Here is a 12,501-nt window from a genome sequence, read left to right on the forward strand (position 1 = left end):
GATGCCTACATTCGCTTCCGATTAGTTTTCATTAAAATTGTGTGTAAGATGAAGAAAATGATGTGGATAGCTTGTGGACTGGCTCTGCTGTGTGCTCCGATGGGCGCAAATGCCACCACCCGCTTTGACACGCCGCAGGAGAAGGTGCAGAAGAAAGAGGTGCCCAATCCGGAAAAGGCGGCGCAGCGGCGGACCGACGAGATGGACAAGATGCTGGACCTCACGGAGAAGCAGTACAAGAAGATTTACAAGCTCTTCCTGAAGGAAGAGAAGGAAAAAGTAGAAGCCCTGATGGAGCGTCATCCCGGAGGAATGAACGGACAACCTCCCATGGGAGGAAGACCGCCGAGGGGAGGAGGACGTCCGCCCATGGGAGGAGGTATGCCCCCGCAAGGGGGAGGATTCCTTGGCATGGGAGGAGATGCGGATGATATGACGCCGGAAGAACGGATGAAGGCACGTGCCGAGGAGATGCAGAAGGAGCAGGAAAAGCGGGAGAAGAAAATCCGCAAGATTCTCACCGACGAACAGTATGAAATCTGGCAGACTCGGAAACCGCAGGTTCTGCCGCCGATGCCGAAGGGCGACCGGCCGGGACCGGGCCCTCGCGAACGGGGAGAGGAAGAGTCTCCATTGCAGGAGGCTCGTGCGTTCTGAACTGTTTTTCACGTTTCAGATCGTTTTATTGGACGGGAGGACAAAAGGGGAATTGTCTCTCCCGTCTGTTTTTGTAAGAAATGCTAAGAGAGAGTAGACTATGAAAGGACTGAAGGGGCTTGATTTTTCGAACGTGTTCTTGGCAAGTTAGTTCATCGACGACCGCCAGTGTGTGCATCCCGAGTGCGGGCATACGTTGATTTCTCTCTGTGCGGGCAAGCCGGGACTTACCGTTCGGTGGTGCTGAAGTTCTCGCGGAGCTTCAGAAGCAGGGAGAATCCTGAGTCGGAAACCGTAAACGGGGTAGTTTCCGCAGTGAAACGGGTTGCGGGGATGTGAGGAAAACAAACTATCTTTGCCCCATCACCAATGAAACGAGGAGGAACTATGAAACAGATTTTTATGGCACTGGCCTTACTTTGCGGCGTGACCCTGACGGCCTGTGCACAGAAACAAAAGACTCAGCCTATGACACATGATGCGAAAATCCTGGTGGCGTATTTTTCGGCCACAGGCACTACTGCTGAGGCAGCAGCGAAACTGGCCCGCGTGACGGGCGGGGAATTGTTTGCCGTGACTCCCCGACAGGCTTACACGGCAGCCGACTTGGACTGGCACGACAAGCAGTCGCGGAGTTCGGTAGAGATGAACGACGAGAAGGCGCGTCCGGCCTTGAAGACGAAGAAGACGGATGTGGCGGCCTACGACGTGGTGTTCATCGGTTATCCCATCTGGTGGGGCGTGGCACCGAGAATCATCAATACCTTTATCGAGAGTCATGACTTGAAGGGTAAGACGCTCGTGCCTTTTGCCACTTCGGGCGGCAGCGGTATCGGTCCGAGCGTGAAGGCGCTCAAGGCGGCGTATCCATCACTGCAATGGACGGAAGGGCGCTTGCTCAACCGGGCCAGCGAGAGTGACATCCGTACGTGGGTGGAGAAACTCGGCTGCCTTCGCTGACAGGCGGCACGTGATTTTCCGGCGGGGAGATTTGCGGAATGTGCGGCAGATGTCGTAACTTTGCCGCACATTGAAAACAGACTGTGTTATGCCCGTTATTGAAATCACCTCGCTGGCGCATCCCGGAGTGGACGTGTTCAGCACCCTGACCGAAGCCCAGCTGCGCAACCGCATTGACCCGCAGCGGGGCATCTTTATTGCCGAGAGTCCGAAAGTCATCCGGGTGGCCTTGGAGGCCGGATATGAACCTGTGTCGCTGCTCTGCGAGCGGAAGCACCTCACGGGCGATGCGGAGGACCTTGTGCGGCGGATGGCCGACTTGCCTGTCTATACGGGCGACCGGGACTTGCTGGCCCGGCTTACGGGCTATACGCTGACGCGGGGGGTGCTGTGTGCCATGCGGCGTCCGGCTTTTCATCCGGTGGAGGAGGTCTGCCGCGGGGCCCGCAGGGTGGTGGTTATCCACGGGGTGGTCGATACCACCAACATCGGAGCCATTTTCCGTTCGGCAGCCGCACTGGGCATCGATGCTGTGCTGCTCACGCCCGATTCGTGCGACCCGCTGAACCGCCGGGCGGTGCGGGTGTCGATGGGTTCGGTGTTTTTGGTGCCCTGGACGTGGGTCGACCGTCCGCTGGAGCAGTTGAAGGCACTGGGTTTCCGCACGGCTGCCATGGCGCTGACCGACCGTTCCGTGCCGCTGGACTATCTGCCGTTGAAGGAGGAACCGCGCCTGGCCCTGATGATGGGTACCGAGGGCGACGGACTGCCGGAAGCGGCCATCGAGGGGGCCGACTACGTGGTGCGTATTCCCATGGCGCACGGGGTGGATTCGCTCAATGTGGCGGCGGCTTCGGCCGTGGCTTTCTGGGAGTTGCGGAGCCGGGAATAAATCTTCCAACTGACCACTATTTTCAGTACATAAAAAACGCTTTGGCGTTCGGAAGAAAACGTCAAAGCGTTTGGACTAAAATGTCCTTGCGTTTGACTCGAAACGCAAGGACGTTTTGTTTGAAATGCACTTGCGTTTTCATTGAAACGCAAAGGCGTTTTTTCAGGGTCAGATTTCGTCCGGCCAGGGGCAGGGTTTTCCCGTCTTTTTGAACGACGGACGCTGGGCACCCGAGCTGCGGAGGAACTCCCCGAGGTTGGCCGAGAGGGCTTTCACTACCTCCGGATACTGCTGGGCCAGGTTGTGCTGCTCGCTGATGTCGGCCGGGATGTCATAGAGTTCCTTCTTTCCCGTTTCGTAGAAATAAATCAGTTTCCATTTTCCCTGACGCACGGTGCAGGTGGCGCCGATGCCCGGGCCTTGTTCACCCCACAGGTTCGGACAGTTCCAGTAGAGGCTTCTGCCTTCCGACGGGTCGCCGGTCTGCTTGAGCAGGGGCACGAAGCTCACGCCGTCCACGGTCTGCGGCACCTTCCAGTCGGTGATGCCGGCCATCTCGAGGATGGTGGGATAGTAGTCCTCGATGATGACGTATTTGTCGCAGCGGGTATTGGGTTTCGTCACGCCCGGCCAGCTCACAATCATCGGTTCGCGGATACCACCCTCGTAGGCTGAGCCTTTTCCGCAGGTGAGGGGTGCATTCTGCGTGTAGAGCGGTTCGTCTCTCCATTCCTTGCCGGTAGCGTATCCGCCGTTGTCGCCGCAGAACAGGATGATGGTGTTGTCCGCCTCACCGTTCTTCTCCAGCCAGTCCATGATGTCGCCCAGGCTCTTGTCCATGCCTTCGATGAGGGACGCATAAGCTGCCTCCTTGTCCGACATGCCTTTCTTCTTGTACTTGTCGAAGAAGCGCACGTCCTTGTCAATCGGGATGTGGATGGCATAGTGCGACATGTAGAGGTAGAACGGCTGGTTGTAGGCCTTGGCCTTGTCGAGGGCCTTCAGGGCTTCCTGCGTCAGGGCCTCGGTAACGAACGTGCCCGTCTTCCAGTAGTGCTCCAGTCCCGGTACCGACATGAGCGAGGTAGGGTTTCCCTTGTCGTCGTGTCCGTAGCTCAGTTCGCTCAGGTATGTGGCCAGTCCGCCCGCCGCATGTCCGGCGATGTTCGTCTCGAAGCCGAAGTGGCAGGGATTCTCTCCCGGAGTGTCGATGGCCCCCCAGTGCGCCTTTCCGCAGTGGATGGTGTGGTAGCCGCTGTCTTTGAGGAACTGCACGAACGACTTGGCCACGAAGGTGTGGTTGGTGCCCTCCACCTGTGCGATGCCATTGTAGTTCCAGTCGGGCAGTTGCAGCACGTCGCTCTGGGCGTCAGTGGTCTTGTCCTTCTGCAAGGTCCAGTTGGTCACCCGGTGACGGGCGGCGTTGGCTCCGGTCATCAGGCTGCAGCGTGTGGGCGAGCTGATGCTGGAGGCGTAGGCCTGGGTGAACATCATTCCCTGGCGGGCCAGACGTTCCATGTTGGGAGTTTCGTAACGCTCGTTGTACATGGTCTTCTGTGTCCAGAAAGGCAGGGAAGTGTCCTGCCATCCCATGTCGTCCACCAGGAAGAAGATGATGTTCGGGCGCGGGTCGGGACGGTCGTTGGCGACGCCATTCAGCGGGGAGAGAATGGGAGCCAGTCCCAGGAGTGCGAGTAGATTTCTATTCATGATATAGGCTTTTAGATTAATCAGTTACGTGGTAAATGCTAAAGTTTCGGATAAGAGGTTCCGCGGTACATTCCTCCACCACCAGCCGGAAGGACTGGGCTTCGACGGCAGGGAAGGATTCGATGCGCTTGTGTCCCACGGAAGAGCCTTTGGCCACGGTGGTCCACTTGCCGTTCACCTTCGCTTCCACCCGGTAGGCCCGGATGCGTTCGCCGCCGTTCAGGTCTTCCTGAATCTGGTAGTAGTTTACGGGCTGAGCCTTGTCGAGCGAGAGCGACAACCGCTTCTTTCCGGTGGCCGAAGTCGCTGCCAGCGGCTGGCCGAAGCGGCGGTTGATTTCCGCGCCCCATTCTTTCAGACGGCGTACGTCGCCCTCCGGAATCAGACCGTCGGGGTTGGGAGTGAGTCCCACCATCAGCGTGGCGTTGCGGCCCACCGATTTCTCGTACATCTCCATCAGGTTCTCCAGCGGATAGACTGCCTTGTCGTCATCGCCCGGTTCCCAGAACCATTCGTGGCGTCCGTTGTAGCCGCGCAGGGGCGTGTCGGCCATGGCAGGCACCCAGTACTTGCCGTCGGGGTCGCCGTGGGTCAGCAGCTTGTTGTGGTCGGCCACGCCGTCGGTGGCGTTGCTGTGGCTGTACGGGTAGGGGAAGCTCGACCAGCAGGGATAGCCCACGGTACCGCTTTCCGAACCGCCCCAGCGCAGGTCGGCCCGGTTCACGTTATGATAGAACAGGCAGTCGGGCTGGTATTCGTTCACGATGGGTTCCACGTCGGGACCCAAGCCTTTCGGGTCGTCGGCACCCCCGTCGAACCAAATCATGAAAAGGTCACCGTAGCGGGTGCAGAGTTCTTTCACCATCTTTTCGCACAGTCGCTTGTACCATGCCTGACGGTTGCGGGCAAACTCGCCTTCGCCCTCCGCCTTGAAGTTGTGGATGCCCAGCAGGGAGTTCCAGCGGATGCCGATGTAGATGCCCGGCTGCAGGCCGTACTTGCGGCAGGAGTTCACGAAGTCGCGCACGATGTCGCCTTTTCCGTCGCGCCATTTCACGGCCTTCAGGCAGTAGGGGTTCACGTCGCTCTGCCACAGTCCGAAGCCCGTCTCGTGGGTGGCGGTCAGGATGGCAAACTTGGCGCCGGCCGCCTTGGCCGACTGAATCCACTGGTCGGTGTCGAGGTGGTCGGGATGGAAGATGTTGTAGTCTTCAATCGGGTTGATACGGTTGTTGCCTTGTCCGTACACCTGTCCGTCGAACACGTGCAGGTCGTAGTGGAATACCACGCCCAGTTCGGCCTCGTGCCATTTCATCTGGCGGGGAGCCGGTTTCGGTCCTTCGGGTTCGGTGGTCCGGGCGTGAACGGCTGCACCGCAGGTGGCGAGCAGCATCAGTAGGGTAAAGAGTGTTTTTTTCATATTCAATGTGTCAAGTATTTTACAAACGGGTCATGGGTCTTTCCGAGCCATTGGATGAGGGTCTGGTGCAACGAATCGCAGTGGGCCGGCTGGCTTTCCGCCACGTTGTGCAGCTGGCCGGGGTCGGTGGTCCGGTCGTACAGCCAGGTCTGCGTCACTTTCCCTTTCTGCACATCCACCACGTAGGTGTAGCGGGCAGTACGGATGCCGCGTCGTCCGGACGTGGGGTCGGAAGGTTCGCAGTAGTAATAAGGCTGGAAAGCGTCTTCGGGTGTCTGAATCTGTTCCTGCAGGAGATACCGGCTCCAGTCGTGCGTCTGTACGGTGGACGGAATCTCCGCCTTCCTTCCCATCAGCGAGAGCAGGGTGGGATACAGGTCGGCAAAGGCCACGGGCAGGTCGCTCCGTTGCGGATGGAGTCTGCCTTTCCAGCAGCATATCATCGGGATGCGCATGGCTTCCTCATAGAACACGTTCTTGCCTTCCACTCCGTGTCCGCCCATGCAGACGCCGTGGTCGGACGTGAAGACGAGGAGGGTATTCTCAAACAGTCCGCAGTCTTTCAGGGCCTGTACGATGCGTCCCACCTGTTCGTCCACTCCGGTGATGCAGGCGTAGTAGTTGCGGATATTCGTCCGGAAGTAGTCGCCTTCGGGAGTCCCTTTCTCCGGAATATACGGTTTCTGCCGGGCCAGTGCTTCCACGTCGAGCGAGTCGTACAGCCGTTTGTAGGCGTCGGGCACCAGCTCGTAGCCCGTGTGCGGGGGATTCATGGAAACCACCAGGGCAAAGGGGCGGTTGGACTGCACGCTTTCCGTGCGGATGAATTCGATGGCGCGGTCGGCCTCGTAGGTCGGTCCCCACTGGTTCACGTAGTGGAACTCGTCTCTGCCCGCCAAGGTATCCCAGTACATCGGATGCAGGTGGTTGTCGTAGGTACCGTAGGCCATCCATCGGTCGAAGCCGTGGCGGCGTTCGGGTGGGCACCATTCGTTCCAGGCCACTGCCCCCCGGTTGTTGGAGGTATCCACGTAAGGAGGATGCGGCGCGTCGAGGTGCCATTTGCCGATGTAGGCCGTGGCATACCCCGCCTGCTTCAGCACGTCGCTCCAGCAGACCGCTTCGGTGGAAAGCTCCACCCCGTAGGGCGTGTTCAGCGAATTGCAGTTGCCCGTCACCCCGTTGGCCATGGGATACATGCCCGTCATGAGCATGGCCCGGGCGGGCGAGGATACCGGATAGCTGCTCACGGCCTCCGTGAAGAGGATGCCTTCGCTCGCCAGCTGGTCCAGATGAGGGGTCTGCACCGGCTCCTGTTGCAGGCAGCCCAGCGCATTGCCCCGGAACTGGTCGGCCATGATGAAGACCAGGTTGGGCTGCGAGGGGTTTCCCTGCGGGAATGCAGTCAGCGGAAGAGCGGCCAGTGCGGCGGAAGTGTAGAGTAAGTGTGTCAGTTTCATAATCAATAAATATCCCCGGAGGGTGGCAAATGAATGCCGTTCAAATGAAAAGGTGTGCCAAAGATAGGAAAAACACCTCATCCTTGGCACACCAATTTTTATAATAGATTTAAAAGAATTCTATCATTACTGGTTGGCATAGCTACCTGCTTTTACAGGCCATCCCGGATTCTGGTAAACTACGGAAGTAGAAACATCGCCACCTTCTTCTGGAGTAGACATACGGAATACGTCGTATGACAGCGGAGAGAGGTAGTTGGCTTCTTCAAAGCAGTAGCCGTTGTACTTCTTGACTAATTCGTTCATTGCTTGCGGGCGCAGATACTTGCTGACAGAAGCGGTGTTGGGAGCCGTATAGTTCAGCTTGCAGGCGGTGCAGGCAGCTTCGAAGCTGGTGTGGAATTCATCCCAGTAGTTCATTCCTTCTACCCAGTAGTTCTGCATCATGTCGAGTGAACGCCAGCGATACAGGTCGTCCTTACGCATACCTTCCGCAATGAGCTCGCTGCGGCGTTCGCGACGGATGTTGTAGAGGGTCTTGTCCACCAGTTCTTTTCCGGAATAGCGGGCCAAGTCGATTTCCTGATTCAGGTCGGTAGCCTCGATGGTCTTCTTGAAATCGGCATTTACCCCAGCGCGGTTGCGCAGTTCCGTCCAGTATTTTTTGAGGGTAGCGTCTTCCAGTGTGTTGTAGCGCAGGTAGTAGGCCTCAATGTAATTCAGGTAAGCTTCTGCCGCACGGAAGATAGGCAATGCCAGCGGATAGGCACTGTTGTAAGTCACGTCGTTGTCGGCCCATCCTTTGCGAGGAATGTAGCCGGTACTGGTCACGCGGATGCCACTGGCTGCAATCAGTCCGGGGTACTGGTACATGATGTCTTTCCCATTGAGGGTCATGATTTTGTCGCCGGGTTTTGCCACGGAAGTCACCAGACGTAAGTCGCGGTCTTTCATTGTGCTTTCCAGGCTCTTGTCGCCCTGATACGTGCTTTGGCTAGCATAAATAGGCAGACCGTTGGTCATCAGATAGCTGTCCACCAGTGAGCGGGTGAAACCCGTGTTGTCGCCGTGTGAGAAAATATAGGTCTTGTCGCCCACTTCGATGGCACCATAGCCGTGGGTAGCTCCCATCACTTGGTTCTGCACCTTGGCATCTTCGCTATACATACGCCACAACAACACTTCGCCACGCTGTCCGGACAGGTCGGTCTGGTTGTAGAGGCTGGCATAGTTGGCTGTCAATGAGGAACCGTCGCCCACTTCCTTGGCCGACTTGATGGCTTCGTCCAGGAAGAACTGGATTTCCTGGTTCAGGTCGGTGTGAAAAGAAGCGGCATCACCCGGCCATCCCGGTCCGCCCGGAACACGTGCCGTACCTGCATGGTATTTTTCCCATGTAGCTTCGTACAAAGCCACGCGTGACTTGAACAACAAGGCACATTCGCGGTTCAGACGGTGAGTGGTGAAGCTGTTTGACTTGGGATACATCAGTTTGATGGCCTGATCCAGGTCGCTCAGAATAAAGCGGGCTACTTCGTTGCGCGGCTTGCGTTTGTTGGCTTCCACATTGGCTGCATAGTCTCCGTCGGTCAGCACTTCGGTCAGGATAGGGAAGTCTCCGTATGCTTTCAGGAGGCTGAAGTAGGTGTAAGCCCGGAAAAAGTACATTTCGCCGATGTAATGGTTCACATTGGCGCCGGGGCTCAGCGTCCCGTTTTTCAGGTTTTCTTCCGTGCGTGCCAGAAAGAGGTTGCAGTTACGGATGGTGCTGAAGCTGCCGTAGCTGCCAGTAGCCGGCACCTGGACGCGCTGAGGAAGGAAGTTATCCACCTGGTCGATTGTCGTCATGTCGTCGCTGTTGTTGTCCGTGGTGAAGTATCCAAAGGTTCCTGTACCCGTCCCGTGGTCGGGCAGCAGACCGTACATGTTGTTGCAATAAGGTTCCAGCTGGTTTTCGGCAGTGAAGAAGTTGCCGTCTACGTTGTCGGAGATAGGCTCTTTGTCCAGGAAGTCGGCACAAGAGGTTCCCATCAGCAAGGTAGCTGAAAATAAGAATATATATTTCAGTTTCATAATTATCGATTGTTTTTGTTAGTTTACAAAGTTACGTTTACGCCACAAGAGAGGGTACGGCTCAACGGATAAGTCATACCGTTCTGATACAATGCTTCCGGATCGAAGTTCTTGTTGATGGAAGTACCAGTCCACAAGTTGTCGCCTGAGAAGAATACTCTGACGCGTTCCAGTCCGATTTTGTGAACCCATGCTTTCGGCAGGGTATAACCGATTTGCAGGTTCTTCAGACGGATGTAAGAAGCGTTTTGTACGAACTGCGACTGGCTCTGGCGGTTCTGGTTGGAGTTCCAGAGAGGACGCGGATAGTAAGCGTTGGTGTTTGCTCCCAACGGGTCGCCTTCCGGACGGAAGAAGTCCCAGTGTTCCTTGTAACCGGTAGAAGACCATGCGTTGCCGTCTACACCCCAGAAAATCATACCGCTCAACAGGTAGTCACGTTTGGCCACACCCTGGAAGAAGATGCTCAGGTCGAAGCCTTTCCATTCTGCACCGATGTTCAAACCGAAGCGGAAACGCGGAGTCGAGTTACCGATAATCTTACGGTCGCCCGGGTTGTCTACTGTATTCTCGCCGTTGGTGATTTTTCCGTCACCGTCCAGGTCGGCATACATCATGTCACCGGCCTTCCATCCTGAAGCAGCCAGGCTGACACCCGGAATGGTGTTCTGGTCTACCTTTTCCAAGTGTGCGGCCATTTCTTCGTCTGTCTTGGCCATGCCTACTGATTCATATCCCCAGATTTCGCCCAGATACTGTCCGGTGTAATAAGTGGAGAGTGACTTGCTGGCGTTGGGGTATTCCGTAATTTTAGTACGTGAATCAGAAAGGTTGAAGGCTACATTGTAGTTGAATTCACCGATGCGGTCCTGCCAGTTCAGCTGGAGTTCCCAACCTTTGGTACGCAAAGAAGTGTTGTTGCGTTGCGGAGCCGAAGCACCCACAATCGGAGAGATTTCCTGTGCCGGTCCTACCATGTCTTTGGTATCACGGATAAAGTAGTTGAAGTAACCGCTCAAACGGTTGTTGAAAGCGCCGAAGTCCACACCGTAGTTGTAGCTGTAAACACGTTCCCAAGTCAGCAGGGAGCTTACCAGTCCCGGAGCGCTTGCAATGTTCGACTTGTTGGCCGCATCCAGCAACCAGCGTCCGCCTGCATCCGGGCTGCCCACTGTGACTGCCTGAATGGCATAAGTAGGATAGTAGGAGTTGGTGTTCTGGTTACCAAGGCTACCATAAGAGAAACGCGGTTTCAAGGTGTTGACCCATTTGCTCAATGGTTCCCAGAAGGATTCGCGAGCGATGTTCCAACCTACGGAAACAGAGGGGAAGGTAGCCCAGCGGCTGTCTGCGCGGAAACGGGAAGAACCGTCGCGGCGGATGTTGAATTCGAACAGGTAACGTCCGTCGAAGTCGTAGTTCAAACGTCCGAAATAACCTAATGATGACCACTCACCGCGATATGCGCCGTTGCTCTGTGTACCGGTAGAAGTGTTGACATCCGGATTGTTGTCGTTCATCACGTCGGAACGCTTGGCCCATACATTGTTGTAACGGTAGCTTTCGCTGTTCATACCGAGCATCACTTTCAGGTTGTGTTTTTCCAGGAAATTGAGGCTGTAGTCGGCATAGAGTGAAGTGGTAATCATCGTTTCACGCTGCTGTTCGCTGTAAGCCCAAGTCTTTCCGGCTGCCAGGTCGGCGTCACCACCCAGCCATTGTTCGGGAATCGGATTGTTTTCTTTGTCATAGAGATACACTCTGGCCACATTGTAAAGGTGTTCGTAGCTGCCAGTACGCAGAGCCAGGTCACCGTGAATGGTCAGTCCCTTCATCGGAGTCAGAATCAGGCTACCCTGTGTGAAGTAAGTGTCGTCCTGTGTGTTGGAGCGTCCGCCCGAGGTCAGCTGCATCAGTTTCGGGTTACGGGTGTAATGACCGTTGTTGTCGTAAAGCGGCATGTTGGGGTGCAGCTTGGTAGTTTCTGCAAAGAAACGGTCGCCGTACAGTTTCAGGAAGGTCGGCATGCCGATGTCTTCGCGGATGAAACGGCTGTTGAATTCCAGACGCATCCATTTGGTGATTTCCGCACTGATGCGGGCACTGGCATTGTAGCGCTTTTTGTTGTCGTTGGCGTAGTTCATCTGTCCGTCCTGGCTCAGGAAGGCACCCGATACATAATATTGTATCTTTTCATTACCTCCCGACAGGCTTACGTTGTGCTCTTGTCCGAAAGCCGTCTTGTCGATGAAGTTGCGAGGCCAGTTCTGGTTGTCGTTGGAGTTCTGGTTGAAGGCGAAGCAGTTACCGTTCTGTGAAAGAGACGGGTCGGCAGTGGTAGTAATCTCCCCGCGCATGTACTGCTGGATACGTTCCATGGTGATGTCCGAGAAGAAGTGTGCTTCACCGGAACCCGTGTTGTCGATGGCACGGTTGAAGTACTGTGCAAAAGTATACGCATCCAGCATGTCAGGGATGTTGGTCGGACGAGACCAGCGCAGGTTGTTGGAGTACGAAATGCTGGTCTTACCCTGCTTACCTTTCTTGGTAGTAACCAGGATGACACCGAACGGAGCACGTGAACCGTAGATGGCAGCAGAAGCCGCATCCATCAATACCGAGATGTTGTCGATGTCCTGCGGGTTCAACTGGTTCAGGTCGCCTGCCACACCGTCAATCAGCACGAGGGGAGAAGCGCTGGAACCTGTTCCCAGGTTACCTGTACCACGGATGTTGAAAGAAGGATTGGCATCCAGCTTACCGCCGGCATCCGGGATGCTGACGTTCAGACCCGGAACTACACCTTGCAGAGCCTGACCTACGGAGGTTACCGGACGGGATTCCAGTTTCTTGTTGTCCACCGAAGCTACGGCACCGGTCAGGTTCACTTTCTTCTGTGTACCGAAACCTACCACTACCACTTCGTCGAGTGTCTGGGTGTCTTCCGACAGGGCTACCTGATAAGAGGTTTTGCCTTTCTGTACCGGGATTTCCAATGTCTGATAACCGATGTACGATACGACCAGCGTACTTCCGGCAGCCACGTTGTTGAGCTGGAAGTTTCCGTCCAAGTCGGTGATACAGCCGTTGCTCGTACCTTTAATCACTACTGACGCCCCGATGATGGGATCATTCAGCTTCTTGTCTGTGACAATTCCGGAGATGCTCATCTGTTGCGCGTGTAGCGGTAGCAAACCTGCCAGCACTGCGATGAGCAGAGTGATGAATTGTGTCTTCATAAGGTTCCTTTTTTTAGATTAAGTTATTAAATTAGTGGTTAAACAAGTTGGGTGATTTTCACTCTTTGCAAAGCTATGAATTTAAGGGCT

8 protein-coding genes are annotated in these 12,501 nt (G+C 55.8%); 3 read left to right on the forward strand and 5 right to left on the reverse strand.

Annotated features, from left to right (window positions below; translation table 11 throughout):
• Positions 1-48: 48 nt before the first annotated feature.
• From BQ7480_RS08145 to BQ7480_RS08155, 3 genes are all read left to right on the forward strand, one after another.
• The gene (locus tag BQ7480_RS08145; protein ID WP_072542475.1) at positions 49-657 is read left to right on the forward strand and encodes a hypothetical protein; all 609 of its coding nucleotides are present in this window, start codon (positions 49-51) and stop codon (positions 655-657) included.
• 387 nt (positions 658-1,044) lie between these two features.
• Positions 1,045-1,617: a flavodoxin gene (locus BQ7480_RS08150; protein WP_072542476.1), complete on the forward strand. Its 573-nt coding sequence runs from the start codon at positions 1,045-1,047 to the stop codon at positions 1,615-1,617.
• An 88-nt stretch (positions 1,618-1,705) separates the two neighbouring features.
• Positions 1,706-2,509, forward strand: coding sequence for a TrmH family RNA methyltransferase (locus BQ7480_RS08155; protein WP_072542477.1), 804 nt, complete (start codon positions 1,706-1,708; stop codon positions 2,507-2,509).
• Positions 2,510-2,677: 168 nt separating this feature from the next.
• Here the strand turns inward: BQ7480_RS08155 and BQ7480_RS08160 are convergent, their stop codons facing one another.
• The 5 genes from BQ7480_RS08160 to BQ7480_RS08180 form a co-directional block, all read right to left on the reverse strand.
• Positions 2,678-4,219, reverse strand: coding sequence for a sulfatase (locus BQ7480_RS08160; protein WP_072542478.1), 1,542 nt, complete (start codon positions 4,217-4,219; stop codon positions 2,678-2,680).
• A gap of 16 nt (positions 4,220-4,235) precedes the next feature.
• Positions 4,236-5,639, reverse strand: coding sequence for an alpha-L-fucosidase (locus BQ7480_RS08165; RefSeq protein WP_072542479.1), 1,404 nt, complete (start codon positions 5,637-5,639; stop codon positions 4,236-4,238).
• Positions 5,640-5,641: 2 nt separating this feature from the next.
• The gene (locus BQ7480_RS08170) at positions 5,642-7,099 is read right to left on the reverse strand and encodes a sulfatase family protein (RefSeq protein WP_072542480.1); all 1,458 of its coding nucleotides are present in this window, start codon (positions 7,097-7,099) and stop codon (positions 5,642-5,644) included.
• A 126-nt stretch (positions 7,100-7,225) separates the two neighbouring features.
• The gene (locus BQ7480_RS08175; protein WP_072542481.1) at positions 7,226-9,172 is read right to left on the reverse strand and encodes a RagB/SusD family nutrient uptake outer membrane protein; all 1,947 of its coding nucleotides are present in this window, start codon (positions 9,170-9,172) and stop codon (positions 7,226-7,228) included.
• 23 nt (positions 9,173-9,195) lie between these two features.
• On the reverse strand, positions 9,196-12,411 hold the full coding sequence (locus BQ7480_RS08180; protein ID WP_072542482.1) for a SusC/RagA family TonB-linked outer membrane protein: 3,216 nt from the start codon (positions 12,409-12,411) through the stop codon (positions 9,196-9,198).
• Between the last annotated feature and the right edge of the window lie 90 nt (positions 12,412-12,501).

The sequence above is a fragment of the Bacteroides mediterraneensis genome (assembly GCF_900128455.1).
In the GTDB taxonomy this organism is placed as follows: Bacteria; Bacteroidota; Bacteroidia; order Bacteroidales; family Bacteroidaceae; genus Phocaeicola; species Phocaeicola mediterraneensis.